This is a genomic window from Kitasatospora sp. SUK 42 (genome assembly GCF_015776785.2).
GTDB lineage: Bacteria > Actinomycetota > Actinomycetes > Streptomycetales > Streptomycetaceae > Kitasatospora.
Window position 1 is genome coordinate 588,861 of record NZ_LFMD02000005.1, and the last position, 18,771, is coordinate 607,631.

At 76.9% G+C, this 18,771-nt stretch carries 1 protein-coding gene; it reads left to right on the top strand.

Annotated elements, in window-relative coordinates; genetic code table 11:
• Window positions 1–45 precede the first annotated feature (45 nt).
• On the top strand, window positions 46–18,768 hold the full coding sequence (locus RZ50_RS21220) for a non-ribosomal peptide synthetase (protein ID WP_217680692.1): 18,723 nt from the start codon (window positions 46–48) through the stop codon (window positions 18,766–18,768).
• Window positions 18,769–18,771 lie beyond the last annotated feature (3 nt).

Sequence of the window (18,771 nt, forward strand, 5' to 3'; positions counted from 1 at the left end):
CCCGGTGCGCGCGTCGCCCCCTCCCGTCCGGAAGGACCTCCCGCCATGGCCGACTGGCCTGCCCAGCCCGTGCGTACGCCCGTTCCGCCGCAGGCCGGCGACGCCCCCGGCGCACCGGGGAACGACGCGGCCCCGGCGCACCGGACGCTCGACGCGCTGTTCGCCGCCCGGGCGGCCGACACGCCGGACGCGCCCGCGCTGACCGACGGTCGGCGCACCTGGACCTACCGGGAACTCGCCGACCGGGTCGAGCGCCTGGCCCGCGACCTCGGCCACCGGGGCGCCGGGCCGGACCGGACGGTGGCGCTGGTCCTGCCGCGCTCGATGGAGCTGGTCGCGGCGGAGCTGGCCGTCGTACGGACCGGCGCCGCCTTCCTGCCCGTGGACCCGGGCTACCCGGCCGAGCGGCGGGCGCTGATGCTCGCCGACGCCGCCCCCGCGGTGGTCCTGGACGACCCGGCCGCGGTCCGCGCGGCACTGGAGTCGGAGGCCGGCGCCGCCGATGCCGAAGACCCGCCCCGCCCGACCGGCACCGACCACCCCGCGTACGTGATCTACACCTCGGGCTCCACCGGCACGCCCAAGGGCGTGGTCGTCACCCACCGGGGGATCGCCGGGTTCGCCGAGGCCGCCGCCGAGCACTACGCCGTACGCCCCGGCGACCGGGTGCTCCAGTTCTCCTCGCCCAGCTTCGACGCCTCCGTCCTCGAACTTCTCAGCTCCGTCCTGGCCGGCGCCACGCTGGTGATCCCCCCGAACGGTCCGTGGCTGGGCGAGGAACTCGCCGCCGTGCTCGACGAGCACCGGATCACCCACGCCCTCATCCCACCCGCGGCGCTGGCCACCGTGCCCGCCGGCGCGGGCCGCCACCTGCGCACCCTGATCGTCGGGGCCGAGGCCTGCCCCGCCGCACTGGTCGACCGCTGGGCGCCCGGCCGACGCATGATCAACTCCTACGGCCCGACCGAGGCCACCATCGTCGCCACCTGGACCGGGCCGCTCACCGCCGGCACCGGCACGCCCACCATCGGCGGCGCGCTGCCGCACACCCGGGCGTACGTGCTGGACGCGGCCATGCGACCCCAGCCGCCGGGCACCGACGGCGAGTTGTACGTCGGCGGGGAGGGCGTGGCCCGCGGCTACCTCGGCCGCCCCGGCCTGACCGCCGCGCGCTTCGTCGCCGACCCCTTCGGCCCGCCCGGCTCCCGGCTCTACCGCACCGGCGACCGCGCCCGGTGGACCGCCGACGGGGAGCTGGAGTTCCTCGGTCGGCTCGACCGGCAGGTGAAGCTCCGCGGCTTCCGCATCGAGCCGGGGGAGATCGAGGCCGCGCTGCTGGCGCACCCCGCCGTCGACCAGGCCGTCGTCGTGGTCCGGGAGGACGAACCCGGCCGGGAGCGCCTGGTCGGCTACGTCACGCCCGCCGAACCGGACGACGCCCCGGACCCCGCGGAGCTGCGCACGGCCCTGGCCGCCGCCCTGCCGGCCCACCTGGTGCCCGCCGCCGTCGTCGTCCTGGCCGCGCTGCCGCTCACCCCGCAGCACAAGATCGACCAGAGGGCACTGCCCGCACCCGCGCACCCGGCCACCACGGCCGGACACCTCGAACCGCGCACCGAGGACGAACGCACCCTGGCCGCCGTCTGGGCCGAGGTGCTCGGCGTCGACGCCGTCGGGGCGACCGACGACTTCTTCGACCTGGGCGGCGACTCGATCCTCGCCGCCCGCACCCTGGCCCGGGTCGCCGAGCGCCTGGGCGCACGGCTCACCCTCCGGGACGTCTTCACCGCGCGCACCGTCGCCGCCCTCGCCCCGCTGCTCGGCGAACGGCAGACCGCCGCCCCACCGGAGCCGATCCCGCTCGCCCCGCGCACCGGGCCGCTGCCGCTGTCCAGCGCCCAACGGCGGCTGTGGTTCCTCGACGACCTCAGCGCCGGCGGCACCGAGTACAACACCGGCGTCGCCCTGCGGCTGCACGGACCGCTCGACCCCGAGGCCCTGCGCCGGGCCCTGCGCCGGCTCGCCGCCCGCCACGACTCGCTGCGCACCACCGTCACCAGCGTCGACGGGCACCTCGTGCAGCGCGTCGCCGAGGAGCCCGTCCTGCCGCTGCGCACCGCGGACCTCGGCGAACTGCCCGCCGGCGAGCGCGCCGAGACGGCCGAGCGGCTGCTCACCGAGGAGCTGGGCCGCCGCTACGACCTGACGGACGGCCCGCTCACCCGGGCGCTGCTGATCCGGCTCACCGCCGAGGAGCACCTGCTGCTGCTCGGACAGCACCACATCGTCACCGACGGCTGGTCGGTGGGCGTCCTCACCCGCGAACTGTCCGCGCTCTACCGGGCGGAGGCCTCCGGCGAACCGCACGGGCTGCCCGCCCCCGCCCTGCAGTACCCCGACTTCGCGCACTGGGAACAGCGACGGCCGGACGCCGGGGACGCCCGCGACCTCGCGTACTGGAAGCGCTGCCTGGCGGACCTGCAACCCCTGCAACTGCCCACCGACCGGCCCCGCCCCGCCCAGCGCACCGTGAACGGCGCCGCCCACCGCCACCACCTCCCGGCGGAGCTGGTGGTCCGGCTGCGGCACCTCGCGGCGGGCCGCGGCACCACCGCGTTCACCCTGTTCGCCGGGGCGTCCGCGCTGCTGTTCTCGCGCTACTCCGGCCAGCGGGACGTGGCCTTCGGCACCGTGACGAACGGACGCGACCGCCGGGAGCTGGAGGAGGTGACCGGCTTCTTCGTCAACACCGTCGTGCTGCGCGGCGAGGTGGACGAACGGGCCACCGTCGACCGGTTCGTGGAGGGCGTGCGCACCACCCTGCTGGACGCCTTCGCCCACGCGGGGGTGCCCTTCGACCGGGTGGTCGAGGAACTCGCCCCGCCCCGGGACCCGAGCCGGACCCCGCTGGTCCAGGTCCTGGTCGTCCAGCAGACCCCCACCACACCGCCGCCCGCCGGAGGGCTGCGCTTCGAGGACCACCCGCTGCCGCGCCCGGCCGCCCGCTTCGACCTGGTGCTGGAGTTCACCCCGGAGGACACCGGCGGCTGCGCGCTGACGGTGGAGTACAACACCGACCTGTTCGACGCGCGGACGGTCGCCCGGATGGCGCGTCACCTGCACCGCCTGCTGGTCGGCATGGCGGACGGACCGCAGCGCACCCTCGCCGAACTGCCGATGCTCTCCGCCGAGGAGCAGCGCACCCTGCTCGACTCCTGGAACCCGCCCGCCGACGACGGACGGGACCTCCCGGACACCGTGCTGCCCGTGCTGTTCGAGGCGCGGGCGGCCGCCGGCCCCGAGCGGACCGCCGTGCTCTGCGGCCCGGACCGGCTGGACTACGCGGAGCTGAACCGGAGCGCCAACCGGCTGGCCCGGCTGCTGATCGCACGCGGCGCGGGCCCCGAGCGGCTGGTCGCGCTCTGCCTGCCGCGCACCGCCGAACTGCCCGCGGCGCTGTGGGCGGTGCTGAAGTCGGGCGCGGCGTACCTGCCGGTGGACCCGGGGTACCCGGCCGAGCGGATCCGCTTCATGCTGGCCGACGCCGAGCCCGCGCTGGTCCTCGCCACCCGGGAGACCGCCGCCGCCCTGCCCGAGGGGTGCCCGGTGCTGTTGCTGGAGGACTGCGGTGCCCACCTGCCCGACAGCGATCCGACCGACGCCGACCGGCTCGGCCCGCTGCTGCCGGAGCACCCCGCCTACGTCATCTACACCTCCGGATCGACCGGCCGGCCCAAGGGCGTCGTGGTCACCCACCGCAGCGTCGTCGCCCTCGCCCGGTGGGCGGCGGAGCGCTTCGGGCCCGACGGGCTGGACCACGTGCTCGCCGCCACCTCGCTCAACTTCGACGTGTCGGTCTTCGAACTGCTCTGCCCGCTGCTGGCGGGCGGAAGCGTCGAGCTGGTCGCCGACCTCCCCGCGCTCGCCGAACTCCCGGCCCCCGCCGAGGAGTCGGCCCCGCGACGCGTCGGGCTGCTCAGCGGCGTGCCCTCGGTGATCTCCCGGCTGATCGCCGGCGGCACCGTCCCGGTCGCCCCGGACACCGTCGTGCTGGCCGGCGAGGCCCTCTCCGCCCAGGCGGTGCGCGACCTCCGGCAGGCCCTGCCCGGCAGTGCCATCGCCAACATCTACGGCCCCACCGAGGCCACCGTGTACGCCACCGCCTGGCACGCCGACGGCCGGGCGCCGGAGCAGGCGCCGCCGATCGGCCGACCGCTGGCACTCACCAGGGCCTACGTCCTCGACTACGCGCTGCGCCCGCAACCCCCGGGCGTGGTCGGTGAGTTGTACCTCGGGGGCGGCGGCCTGGCACGCGGCTACCTCGGCCGCCCCGGGCTGACCTCGGCCCGGTTCGTGGCCGACCCGTACGGCGTGCCGGGGGAGCGGATGTACCGCACCGGGGACCTGGTGCGGTGGAACGCCGACGGGGAGCTGGAGTACCTCGGGCGGATCGACCAGCAGGTCAAGGTCCGCGGCTTCCGGATCGAACTCGGCGAGGTGGAGGAGGCGCTGCGGCGCTGCGAGGGCGTCGCGGAGGCGGCCGCCGCCGTCATCGAGGGCGACGGCGGCCGGCGTCTGGTCGGCTACGTGGTGCCCGCCCCGGACGCCCGGGTGGAGCCCGAGGCCGTGCGCCGCGCGCTCGGGCTGTCCCTGCCCGACTACCTCGTCCCCTCGGTCGTCGTGCCGCTGCCCGCCCTGCCGCTCAACCCCAACGGCAAACTCGACCGGAGCCGGCTCCCCGACCCGGGGCCGGCCGTGCGGGCCGTCCGCCACGTCGACCCCCGCACCCCCACCGAACGGGAGCTGGCCGCCATCTGGGCGGAGGTCCTGCGGCTGGAACGGGTCGGCGCGGACGACAACTTCTTCGACCTGGGCGGGGACTCCATCCTCGGCATCCAGGTGGTGGCCCGGTCCCGGCAGGCGGGCCTGCCGGTGACCTCCCGGGACCTCTACCGGCACCAGACGGTCGCCGCGCTGGCCCGGTGCGCGGACGACGCCGAACGGCCCGCCGCGCCCGCCCGGGTGCCCGCCACCGGATCCGGCGTGCTGACGCCGATCCAGCGCTGGTGGTTCGACCGGGCCGCCGGCCGCGCCGGCCACTTCAACCAGGCGCTCTCGCTGCTGCTGCCCGGCGACGTGGACCCGGCGGCGCTGGAGGACGCCCTCAACGACCTGATCGCCCACCACGACGCCCTGCGCTCGGCCTTCGCCGAGGGCGGGGACGGCGGCGCCGGCGGCGACGGGGCCGCCGGGGTGCGGTGGCGGATCGAGGACCGGACGCCCCGCCTCCGCCTGGCCCGGCACACCGGCCCCGAGGACGACACCCCCCACTTCGGCCCCTTCGACCTGAGCGCCGGGCCGCTGCTGCGCGCGGTGCTGCACCAGCGCGGCGGGGAACTGCCGCCGGTGCTGCACCTGGCCGTCCACCACCTGGTGGTCGACGGGGTCTCCTGGCGGGTGCTGCTGGAGGACCTCGACACCGCCTACCGCGCCCGCCGCGAGGGCCGGGACGGGGCGGGCGCGCTGCCGGCGAAGTCCTCGCCGCTGCGGCAGTGGGCCCAGCGCCTCGGTGCGTACGCGGCCGGGGGCGGCTTCGAGGACGAGGCGGAGTACTGGGCGCGGGCTCTCCCCGATCGGGCCGAGGCCGAGGGGCCCGCCGCCGAGCCGTTCCCGGCCGACCTCGCGGGCGCCGACGGCTACGCCTCGGCCCGCGCCGTGACCGTCCGGCTCGGCCCCGCCGACACCGCCGCCCTGCTGCGCACCCTGCCCGACACCTACCGCACCCAGGCCAACGACGTGCTGCTGAGCGCCCTCGGCCGGGCCCTGTGCGCGGCGAGCGGGCAGCGGCGGGTCGTGGTGGACGTCGAGGGGCACGGGCGGGAGGAGCTCTTCGCCGACCTCGACCTGAGCCGTACGGTCGGCTGGTTCACCACCCGGCACCCCGTCGCGCTGGAGGTCCCCGCCCAGGGCGACTGGGACGGCGTGCTCAAGCTGGTCAAGGAGCAGCTGCGCGCCGTCCCCCGGCGCGGCCTCGGCTTCGACGCCCTGCGCCACCTCGGCCGCCCCGGGACGGCGCCCGCCGCCCCGGCCGCGCGGATCAGCTTCAACTACCTCGGCAGGATGGCCCTCCCGGACGACCCGGACGGCCTCTACCGGGGCACCTTCCGCAGCCTGGAACTGGACGCCGACCCGCGCGCCGAGCGCCCGCACGCCCTGGAGGTGGTCGGCCAACTCAACGGCGAGTCACTGGAGTTCACCTGGTTCTACGCCGAGACGGTGCACCGGCGCGACACCGTCGAGGCGCTGGCCCGGCGGTTCGCCGAGGAGCTGGCCGACCTCGCGCGCCACGCGGTGCGCCCGGGCGCCGCCGGGCGCACCCCGTCCGACTTCCCGCTGGCCCGGCTCGACCAGGCCGCCGTGGACCGGATCACCGGCGACGACCCGGCCGCGGTGGAGGACGTCCTCCCGCTCACGCCGACCCAGTCCGGCATGCTCTTCCACGGCCTCGCCGAGGAGGACAGCGGCGCCTACTTCCAGCAGCTGGACTTCGTCCTGGACGGCGTGCCCGACCCCGGGCGGCTGGCCGCCGCCTGGCAGTGGGTGACCGACCGCACCGCGGTGCTGCGCGCCGACGTCCGCTGGCAGGACGTGCCCGAGCCGCTGCTGGTGGTGCGGCGCCGGGCCGCCGTGCCGGTCACCCACCTGGACTGGCGCGAGGTGCCCGAGCCCGAGCGGCGGGACCGGCTCGCCGAGCTGCTGGACCGCGACCGGGCCCGCGGCCTCGACCTGGGCCGGGCCCCGCTCCAGCGCCTGCTGCTGATCCGGCTCTCCGACGACCGGGTGCGGGTGCTGTGGTCCTTCCACCACCTGGTCCTGGACGGCTGGAGCCTCTTCCAGGTGCTGTCGGACGTCTTCGCCGCGCACGCCGCTCTGGCCAGTTCCGGGCTGAACGGCGATGTCCAGGACGGCGATGCCGAGGACGGCGACGCCCCGTACGGAGACGTCCCGTACGGCACCGTGCCGGAGCGCCGCCCCTACCGCGACTACGTCGCCTGGCTGGGCGAGCGCGACCCGGCCGAGGCGGAGCGGCACTGGCGGGGCCGCCTGGCCGGACTGTCCGAGGCCACGCCGCTGCCCTACGACCGCGAGCCGCGCCAGAGCCACCGCGCGGAGTCCACCCGGGCCGTGCCCTTCACGCTGCCCGCCGCCGCGACCCGGGCCCTGGAGGAGCTCGCCCGCACCTCCGGGCTCACCCTGAACACCCTGGTCCAGGGTGCGTGGGCGATCCTGCTGGCCCGTCAGGCGGGCCGCGATGAGGTGGTGTTCGGTGCCACCTCCTCCGGGCGGCCGCCCGAGCTGCCCGGGGTCGAGACCATGACCGGCCTGTTCATCACCACCCTGCCCACCCGCACGACGGTGCCCGCCGACGGCACCCTGCTCGACTGGCTGCGCGCGCTGCAACGCGAGCAGAGCGAGGACCGCCGCCACGGCCACCTCCCGCTCCCCAGGCTGCGGGCCGCCACCGAACTGCCCGAGCGCACCGCCCTGTTCGACAGCATCGTGGTCTTCGAGAACTACCCGGTCGACGCCGACGCGGCCGCCGCCCACGGCCTGCGGCTGCGCGACCTGGACGGGATCGAGACCACCAACTACCCGCTCGCCCTGCTCGCCCAGCCCGGCCCGGAGCTGGCCCTGCGGCTCTGCTACGACCCGCGGCTGTTCGACGCCCGCACCGTCCGGCGGCTGGCCGGGCAGCTCACCGCCGCGCTCACGGCCATGCCCGAGGGGGCGGGGCGCCCGCCCGCGCGCCTGCCGCTGCTGACCGCCGAGGAGCGCCGGCGGATCCTCGTCGACTGGAACGACACCGCCGTCGGCCGGCCCGGGCGCACCGTCGCCGAGCTCTTCGCCGAGCAGGTGCGCCGCACCCCCGGGGCCGTCGCCCTGGAGGCCGGCGGCGAGCGCCTCGACTACCGCGAACTCGACGCCCGCGCCGCCGCGTTGGCCGGGCGGCTGGCCGCGCTCGGGGTCCGGCCCGAGCGTCCGGTCGGCGTGCTGATGAATCGTTCCGTCGCCCTGGTCGTCGCCCAGCTGGCCCTGGTCCGCACCGGCGGGGTCCACGTGCCGCTGGACGGCCGGGCGCCGCGCGAACGGCTGCGCCGGATGCTGGCCGAGGCCGGCGCCGAGCTGCTGCTCACCGACGCCGAATGGGAGGAGTCGGCGCGCGAACTGCTGCCCGCCGACCGGGTGTTGAACCTGAGCGATCCGGGCCCTGACGAGCCCGCGCCCACCGCCACCCCCGAGGTCCACCCCGACAACGTCCAGTACCTGATGTTCACCTCGGGCTCCACCGGCACCCCCAAGGGCGTCGCCGTGCGCCAGCGCGACGTCGCCGCCCTCGCGCTGGACCGGGCCTTCGCCGGCCACGACCGGGTCCTGGTGCACTCCCCGCACGCCTTCGACGCCTCCACCTACGAGCTGTGGGTGCCGCTGCTGCGCGGCGGCACCGCCGTGCTGGCCCCGCCCGGGGACCTGGACGCCGCCGCCGTCCGCCACGCCGTCACCGAGCGGGGCGTGCGCTGCCTGTGGCTGACCGCCGGCCTGTTCCGGCTGCTCGCCCAGGAGGACCCGGGCTGCCTGCGCGGCGCCCGGGAGGTGTGGACCGGCGGCGAGGCGGTGCCGGGCGCGGTCGTGCGGCGCGTCCTGGAGGCCTGCCCCGACCTCACCGTGGTCGACGGCTACGGCCCCACCGAGACCACCACCTTCGCCACCCGCCGGGCCTTCCGCGCCGGCGACCCGCTGCCCGCCACCCTGCCGATCGGGCGCCCCCTGGACGACACCCGGGCGTATGTGCTGGACGGCGCGCTCCAGCCGCAACCCCCGGGCATCACGGGGGAGTTGTACATCGCTGGCGCCGGGGTGGCCCGGGGCTACGCGGGCCGGCCCGGCGCGACCGCCGCCCGCTACCTCGCCGATCCCTACGGCCCGCCCGGGGCCCGGATGTACCGCACCGGCGACACCGTCCGGTGGAGCGAGGACGGCGAACTGCACTTCGTGGGCCGGGCGGACGACCAGATCAAGCTCCGCGGCTTCCGCCTCGAACCCGCCGAGATCGAGGCCCGGCTCACCGCCCACCCGGCCGTCGCCGAGGCCGTCGTCTCGCTGCGCGAGGACGCGGGCCGCAGGCGGCTGGTCGCCCACCTGGTGCCCGCCGGGGGAGCCGAACCGCCCTCCGCCGCCGAACTGCGCGCCCACCTGGCGGCCGAACTGCCCGACTACATGGTGCCCGCCGCCTTCGTCGCCCTGCCCGCACTGCCGCTGACGGCCAACGGCAAGGTGGACCGCCGACGCCTGCCCGCACCCGACCCGGCGGCGGCCGGCGACCGCGCCCACCGCGCCCCGGGCACCGACGCCGAACGCACCCTCGCCGCGATCTGGGCGGAGCTGCTCGGGGTGGCCGAGGTCGGCGTCGACGACGACTTCTTCCTGCTCGGCGGCGACTCGATCCTCAGCATCCAGGTCGTCTCCCGCGCCCGGGCCGCGGGCCTCGCACTCTCCCCCCGTGACCTGTTCCGGAACCCCACCGTCGCCGCGCTGGCCGCCAACGCCGGCACCGCCACCACCATCGCGGGCACCGAACCGGTCGAGGGCGAGGTCGCCCTGACGCCCGTCCAGCACTGGTTCCTCGACCCGCACCCGCCGTACGCCGGGTACTTCAACCAGTCCCTGGTGGTGGAGTCGCCGGGCGAGGTCGACCCGCGGGCCCTGCGCCGCGCCCTGACCGCCCTGTGGACCCACCACGACGCCCTGCGCACCACCTTCAGCACCGGGCCGGACGGCACCTGGCGGCAGTACTGCGCCCCCGCCGACGCCCCCGCCCCCGAGCTGCTGGAGGTCCGCGAGCCGGGCACCGAGGAGCAGGCCCAGGCCGCGTTCCGGCTGGACACCGGCCCGCTGCTCACCGCCCGCCTGCTGCCGGCCGACGCCACCCGCCCCGCCCGGCTGCTGCTGGACGTCCACCACCTGGTGGTCGACGGCGTCTCCTGGCGGGTGCTGCTGGAGGACCTGGAGACCGCCTACCGGCAGGCCGTGGAGGGCCGGCCGCTGCGCCTGCCCGCCCGCACCAGCTCCCTGCGGGAGTGGACCCGCCGGCTGAGCGTGCACACCGCGGCCGGAGGCTTCGCGGACCAGCGCGCCCACTGGGCGCAGGTCGCCCGGCACAGCGCGGCCCCCCTGCCGGTGGACGGCGACGGCGGCAACACCGCCGCCGACCTGCGCGCGGTGACCGTCCGGCTGGACCGCGAGCGCACCGACGCCCTGCTGCGCCAGGTCCCCGGGGTCTACCGCACCAGGATCGACGACGTGCTGCTCACCGCCCTGGGCCGGGTGCTCGCCGAGTGGACCGGGCGGCGCACCGTCGCGATCGGCCTGGAGGGCCACGGCCGCGAGGACCGGCTGTTCGACGGCGTCGACCTCTCCCGCACGGTCGGCTGGTTCACCTCGCTCTTCCCCGTCGCCCTCGACGTCCCGGACGTTTCCGACGGCGACTGGGGCACCGCGCTGAAGTCCGTCAAGGAACAGCTGCGGGCTGTGCCCGACCGCGGCCTCGGGTACGGCGCGCTGCGCCACCTCGCCCGGGACGAGCGGTTCGCCGCCGCCCCGGAGCCCGGCATCAGCTTCAACTACCTGGGCCGGTTCGACTGGTCGGACGACGCCGCCGCCCTGGTCCGCGCCGTCCTCGGCGGCCTCGGCGGCGCGGAGGCGCCCGGCACCGAGCGCCCGTACCTGCTGGACGTGATCGCCCGCGTGGAGGACGGCAGGCTGGAGATCGGCTGGTACTACAGCAGCGGACTGCACCGCGAACCGACCGTCACCGCCCTCGCGGACGCCATGCTGCGCGCGCTGGAGGAGATCGTCGCCCACTGCGCCGAGCCCGGCGCCGGCGGCCGCACCCCCGCCGACTTCCCGCTCGCCCGCCTCGACCAGGCGGCGGTGGACCGGATCGCCGGGGACGGCCGCTCCGTCGAGGACGTGTACCCGCTGACGCCGATGCAGGCGGGCATGCTCTTCCACAGCCTGCTGGACCCGGACGGCGGCACCTACGTCAACCAGGTCCAGCTCGTGCTGACCGGCGTCACCGACCCGCACGCCCTGGCCGAGGCCTGGCAGCAGACCGTGGACGCCAACCCGGCGCTGCGCACCCGGCTCAGCTGGCAGGACACCGCCGAGCCGGTGCAGGTCGTCCAGCGGCGGGCCGCCGTGCCGGTCGCCCACCACGACTGGACGGGCCGGCCCGCCGAGCGGATCGAGCGGGACACCGCCCGGCTGCTCGCCGAGGACCGCGAGGCGGGCCTGGACCTGGGCGCCGCGCCGCTGATGCGGCTGTCCCTGGTCCGGCTGTCGCCCACCCGGGTGCGGATGGTGTGGACGTTCCACCACGTCCTGCTGGACGGGTGGAGCGCGGCCCAGGTCTTCGACGAGGTGTGCGAGCGCTACGCCGCCCTGACCGCCGGGCGCCGCCCCGAGCCGGCCGAGCGCGCACCCTTCGGCGCGTACCTGCGCTGGCTGTCCGAACAGGACCAGGCGCGGGCCGAACGGTACTGGCGCACGGCCCTGGCCGGATTCCCCGCCCCCACCGAACTGCCCCGGGACCGCCGCCCCGCCGGGGCCCACAACGACTCCTCCTCGGCGAAGGTGCGGGTGACCCTCGGCGGCGAGCTGTCGGAGCGGCTGCGCGACACCGCCCGGCAGGCCGGGCTGACCGTCAACACCGTGCTGCAGGGCGCCTGGGCGCTGCTGCTCTCCCGCTACGGCGGCGGCGAGGACGTGCTGTTCGGCACGATCGTCTCCGGCCGGCCCGCCGAACTCCCGGGCGTCACCTCGATGGTGGGGCTGTTCATCAACGCCCTGCCCACCCGGGTGCGGATCGACGCCCGGCGCCCGCTGCGGGAGTGGCTGCGGGAGCTCCAGGACGCCCAGTCGGAGGCCCGCCGGTACGACGCCGTCTCCCTCGCGCAGCTCCAGGGATGGAGCGAACTTCCGGGCGGGACGGGCCTGTTCGACAGCATCGTGGTCTTCGAGAACTACCCGTTCGACGCGCGGTCGCTGACCAGGCACGGCCTGGGCGTGGAGACCGAACGCGTCCTGGAGCCCACCAACTACCCGCTCAGCGTGGTGGTGGCCCCCGGCGAGGCCATCGAGGTCGACCTCGACTACGACCCGGCCGCCTTCGACCCCGCGACCGTCGAAGGCCTCGGGGCGAGCCTGCGCACCCTGCTCGCGGGGCTGGCGGGCGGCCTCGACCGGGCGGCGGCCGAGCTGCCGCTGCTGGACCCGGCCGGGGCGCGCGAACTCGTCGAACGGTTCGGCGGCGCGGCGCTCGACGCCCCACGGCGCACCCTGCCCGAGGCCTTCGCCCGGCAGGCCGCCCGCACGCCCGACGCCCCGGCCGTCCGCTCCGGCGACGTCCAGCTGACCTACCGGGAGCTCGACGAGCGCTCCAACCGGCTGGCCCGGCTGCTGATCGAGTCGGGCGCCGGCCCCGAGCGCTTCGTCGCGCTCGCGCTGCCCCGCACCGCCGACCTGGTCGTGGCCCTGCTGGCGGTGCTCAAGAGCGGCGCCGGCTACCTGCCGGTGGACCCGGGGTACCCGGCCGAGCGGATCGCGTTCCTGTTCGACGACGTGCGGCCGGACGCCGTGGTCACCGACACCGGGACGGCAGGGCGGCTGCCGCAGGGCCCGTACGCCCGGATCCTGCTCGACGACCCGGCCTGCGCCGCCCGGCTCGCGGCCGCCCGCAGCGACGGCGTGGCCGAGCGGGAACGATCCGGCGCCCTGCTGCCCGAGCACCCCGCCTACGTCATCCACACCTCCGGCTCCACCGGCCGCCCCAAGGGCGTCGTGGTCGCCCACGCCTCGGTGCTCGCGCTGACCGACTGGGCCGCCGAGGAGTTCACCGGCCGGGGCCTCGCCCACGTGGTGGCCGCCACCTCGCTCAACTTCGACGTGTCGGTGTTCGAGCTCTTCGCGCCCCTGCTGTCCGGCGGCCTCGTCGAACTCGTCCGGGACCTGCTGGCCCTGGCCGAACGCCCCGGGCCGTGGCGGGCCGGACTGCTCAGCGCCGTCCCCTCCGCCCTCGGCGGACTGCTCGCCGACGGCGCCGTGCGAGTCGACGCGGACACCGTCGTCCTGGCCGGTGAGGGGCTGCCCGCCCGCACCGTGCGCCAGGTGCGGGAGGCCGTTCCCGGCTGCCGGGTGATGAACATCTACGGCCCCACCGAGGCCACCGTCTACGCCACCGCCTTCACCTGCGAGCCCGCCGAGCCCGCCGACCCCGCCGACCCCGACCGGGACCCGCCGATCGGCCGCCCCGTCGGCGGCGCCCGCGCCTACGTCCTGGACGAGCGGCTGCGCCCGGTGCCCGTCGGCGCGCCGGGGGAGCTGTACCTGGCCGGCACCGGCGTGGCACGTGGCTACCTGCGCCGCCCCGGGCTGACCGCCGCCCGCTTCCTGCCCGACCCCTTCGGCCCGGCCGGGCGCCGGATGTACCGCACCGGCGACCGGGTGCGCTGGACGGCCGACGGCGACCTCGTCTACCTCGGCCGCGCCGACGACCAGGTCAAGGTGCGCGGCTTCCGGATCGAACTCGGCGAGGTCGAGGCCGCATTGGCCCGCCACCCGCAGGTGGCGGCCGCCGCCGCCCGGGTGGTGGACCACGACGGCCACCGGCGCCTGGTCGGCTACGCGGTGCCCCGCGCGGGCGGGCTGCCGGAGGCCGCCGAGTGGCGCGACTTCCTCGGCCGCACGCTCCCCGACCACCTGGTGCCCGCGCTGGTGGTGCCGCTGGAGCGGCTGCCGCTCGGCGCCACCGGCAAACTCGACCGGCGCGCCCTGCCCGAACCGTCCTGGACCACCCAGGCCACCACCGTTGCCCGCCGGCCCCGTACCGAGGCGGAACGCACCCTTGCCGCGATCTGGCGCGAGGTCCTCGGCGTGCCCGAAGTCGGCGCGGACGACAACTACTTCGCGCTCGGCGGCGACTCGATCCTCGGCATCCGGATCGTCTCGGCGGCCCGCCGGGCCGGGCTCGCGCTCACCCCCCGGCACCTGTTCGCCCACCAGACGCTGGCCGAACTCGCCCTCGCCGCCCAGGAGTCACCCCGCCCGGCCGTCCTCGCCGAACAGGGCGCCGTGGTCGGCGAGGCCCCGCTCACCCCCGTCCAGCACTGGCTGCTGGACACCCTCGACGGAGACCCCGCCCGCTTCACCCAGTCCGTCTCCTTCCGCCTCGCCCCCGACACCGACCCGGCCCTGCTGCGCGCCGCACTGGCCGCCGTCCTGGACCGGCACGACGCGCTGCGGCTGCGCTTCCGGCCCCTCGCCGACGGCCGGTGGCGCCAGTACGGCACCCCGCCCGGCGAGGCGCCCGACCTGCGGACGTACGACCTGCCCGCCGCCGCACCGCGGTTGGAGGAGGTGGCGCGCGAGCTGGCCGAGGGCTTCGACCTGGCCGACGGGCCGCTGCTGCGGGCCGCGCTCTGCCGCGTCGAGGGCGAAGCCCACCCCGTCCTGCTGCTGGCCGCGCACCACCTGGTGGTGGACGCGGTGTCCTGGCGGATCATCCTGGAGGACCTCGAAGGCGCCCACCGCGCCCTGCGCGCCGGAGAGCGGCCCGACCTGGGCCCCAAGAGCACCTCCTTCCGGGCCTGGGCGGAACGGCTCGCCGCCCACACCGCGGCCGGCGGCTTCGACGGGGAACACGCCCACTGGCTGGACCAGGGCCGCGAGGCCGCGACCGCCCTGCCGACCGACCGCGACGGCGCCAACACCGCCGCCGTCGAGGAGTCGCTGACCCTCGGCCTGGACGCCGAGTCCACCCGGCGGCTGCTCCAGGACGTCCCCGAGACCTACCGCACCCGCGTCAACGACGTCCTGCTCTGCGCCCTGGGCCGGGTCCTGGCCCGCTGGACCGGACGGGACCGGGTGGCCGTCGCCCTGGAGGGCCACGGCCGTGAGGAACTGTTCGACGACGTCGACCTGAGCCGCACCGTCGGCTGGTTCACCGCCCTGCACCCCGTCGCCCTCGACGTCCCCCGGGGCGCCGACACCGGCACCGTCCTCAAGGCCGTCAAGGAGAACCTGCGCGCCGTCCCGCACGGCGGCCTCGGCCACGGCGCGCTGCGCCACCTCACGCCCGCCCCCGACCCCCGGCTGCCGGAGCCGCCGCAACTCGCCTTCAACTACCTGGGCCGGCAGGACTGGACCGCCACCCCCGGCGGCCTGCTGCACTCCCCGTACGGCCCGCTCGCCGGCGGCATGGACCGGACGGCCCGGCGGCCGCACCTGCTGGACGTGCTCGGGCGGGTGAGCGAGGGCCGGCTGGACTTCACCTGGTCCTACTCCCGCGAGGTGCACCACCGCGAGACGATCGCCCGGCTGGCCGCCGAACTGCTCGACGAACTGCGGGAGATCGTCCGCCACTGCGCCGAACCCGGCGCGGGCGGCCGCACCCCCTCCGACTTCCCGCTCGCCCCCCTCGACCAGGCCGCCGTCGACCGGCTGGCCGGCACCGGACGGGACGTCACGGACATCCAGCCGCTCACCCCCACCCAGACCGGCATGGTGGTGCACGGCCTCGACGAGGCGGAACACGGCCTGTACGTCGAGCGGATCACCTTCGTCCTGGACGGCGCCCGCGACCCCCGGCTGCTCGCCGCCGCCTGGCAGCACGTCATCGACCGCACCCCCGTGCTGCGCACCGCCGTCGCCCTGCACGACGTGCCCGTACCCCTCCAGGTGGTCCACCGGCAGGCGCCGCTGCCGGTCACCGACCACGACTGGAGCGACCTGGCCGAGGCCGAGCGCGAAGCCCGGCTGGAACGGCTGCTCGCCGAACGGCGGGCCCGCCCGCTCGCCCTGGACCGGGCCCCGCTGCTGCGCCTCGACCTGATCCGGCTCGGGCCGGACGCGGTACGGGTGGTGTGGACGTTCCACCACGTGCTGCTGGACGGCTGGAGCGTCTTCCACGTCCTGTCCGACGTCCTGGCCGCCCACGCCGCGCTCGCCCGCGGCGAACAGCCCGGCCTGCCCGAGCGCCGGCCCTTCGCGGACTACGTCGGCTGGCTCGCCGCCCGCGACACCGCCCCCGCCGAGGCGCACTGGCGCGGCGTCCTGGCCGACCTCGCCACGCCCACCGCGATGCCCTACGACCGCAGGCCCGCCCCCGGCGCCACCGCCCGCTCCGACTCCTGGCTCTCGCACCGGCTGGACGAGGCCGCGACCGACCGGCTCCAGGAGTTCGCCCGCCGCCACCGCCTCACCCTCAACACCCTGGTGCAGGGCGCCTGGGCGCTGCTGCTGTCGCGCTGGAGCGGGGAGCGGCGGGTCTGCTTCGGCACCACCGTCTCCGGGCGGCCCACCGACCTGGCCGGCTCCGACGACATCGTCGGCCTGTTCATCACCACCCTGCCCGCCCGCGTCACCGTCGACGGCGCCCAGCCCTGCGCGGCCTGGCTGCGCGCACTCCAGGAGGACCGGGCCGAGGACCGCCGCTTCGACCACCTGCCGCTCGCCGGGATGCACGGGCTGAGCGCACTGCCGCCCGGCACGGCGCTCTTCGACAGCCTGGTGGTCTTCGAGAACTACCCGGTCGGCGACGCCACGGCCGGCGCGCACGGCCTGCTGATCCGCGAACTGGACGCCAGGGAGGCCACCAACTACCCGCTCACCGTGGTGGTCTCGCCCGGCGAGCGGCTCGCCGTCGAACTCGGCCACGACCCCCGGTACGTCGACCGGGCCACCGCCGAACAGCTCGCCGCCCACCTGCTGCACACCCTGACCGCGCTGGCCGGCTCGGACGGCACCACCCGCCTGGACGACCTCGACCCGCTGCCGCCCGCGGAGTACGAGCGGCTGCTGCGCCCGCCCGCGCGCCCGGCGCTCGGCCCGGTGCCTCCGGAGGCCCTGCCCGCCCTGGTCGAGGCCGCCGTGGACCGGTGGTCGCAGGCCCCCGCGCTGAGCGCCCCCGGCCTGGAGCTGTCCTTCGCCGAGGTGGAGGCGCACGCCAACCGGCTGGCCCATCGGCTCATCGCACGCGGCGCGGGGCCGGGCGAGGTCGTCGCCCTCCTGCTGCCGCGCTCGGCGGACATGGTGCTCGCCCAGCTCGCGGTGGCGAAGACCGGCGCCGCGTTCCTGCCCGTCGACCCCCACTACCCCGAGGCGCGGATCGAGCTGATGCTGCGTGACGCCGCGCCCGCGCTGACCCTGGACGCCAAGGAGACCGCCGCGCTGCTGGCCGCCCCACCGGACGGCGCCCCCGGCCACCGCCCCACCGACCGCGACCGGACCCGCCCGCTCGACCTGGACGACCCCGCCTACGTCATCTACACCTCCGGCTCCACCGGCACCCCGAAGGGCGTGGTGCTCACCCACCGCGGGCTCGCGGCCTTCGCCGCCGCCGAGGCCGACCACTACCGGGTGGCGCCGGGGGACCGGGTGCTGGCCTTCGCCACCCCCAGCTTCGACGCCTCCGTCCTGGAACTGTGCATGTCCCTGCCGCACGGCGCCCGACTGGTGGTGCCCGCCCCCGGACCGCTGCTCGGCGCCCCGCTGGCCGAGGTCCTGCGGGCGGAGCGGATCACCCACACCCTGCTCCCGCCGGCCGCCCTCGCCACCCTGCCCGCCGACACCCCCGGCACCCTGCCCGCGCTCAGGACCCTGGTGGTCGGCGCCGAGGCGTGCGGCCCCGACCTCGTCGCCCGCTGGGCCCCGCACCACCGCATGGTCAACTCCTACGGCCCCACCGAGGCCACCGTCGTCGCCACCTGGTCCGCCCCGCTGGCCCCCGACGGCGCCGCGCCGCCGATCGGCCGCCCCCGGCCCGGCACCGGCGCCTACGTGCTCGACGTCCGGCTGCGCCCGGTGCCCGAGGGCGTCCCCGGCGAACTGTGGCTGAGCGGACCGGCCCTGGCCCGCGGCTACCTCGGCCGCCCCGGACTGACCGCCGCCCGCTTCACCGCCGACCCGTACGGCCCGCCCGGCACCCGGATGTACCGCACCGGCGACCTGGTGCGCCGCGACCGCCGGGGCGAACTGCACTACCTGGGCCGCACCGACCACCAGCTCAAACTGCGCGGCCACCGGATCGAGGCGGGCGAGGTCGAGGCCGTCCTGGCCCGCCACCCCGCCGTGCTGGACGCCGTGGTGAGCGTGCGGGAGGACGAACCCGGGCTGCCCCGCCTGGTCGCCCACCTGCTGGCCGCCCCCGGCACCGAACCGCCGACCGGCGCCGAACTGCGCGCGCTGGCCGCCCGCTCGCTGCCCGGACACATGGTCCCCTCGGCCTTCGCCGTCCTCGACCGCTTCCCGCTCACCGAGAGCGGCAAGACCGACCGCGCCGCGCTGCCCGCCCCCGAACCGGCCGAGGAGGAGCCCGCCGAACGGGTCGCCCCCCGCACGCCCACCGAGGAGGCCGTCGCGGAGATCTGGACCGAGACCCTGCGGACGGCCGTGGGCGTCACCGACGACTTCTTCCAGCTGGGCGGCGACTCGATGCGGGCCCTGCTGATCGCCTCCCGCGCCAACGATGCCTTCGGCGTCACGCTCACCCCCCGCGACGTCCTGGTCTCCCGCACCGTGGCCGCCCTGGCGGACCTGGTCGAGGAGCAGGTGCTGAGCGAACTCGAAGCCGCCGCCGGTGGCCTCGACGAAGCGGCCTTCGACGGCCCCGACGAAGCCGCCGCCTCCGACGGCCCCCACGATGACGAACGGTGAGGA

Coding starts and splice junctions, on each gene's coding strand:
- RZ50_RS21220 (WP_217680692.1), top strand. CDS start 46: ATGGCCGACTGGCCTGCCCAGCCCGTGCGTACGCCCGTTCCGCCGCAG.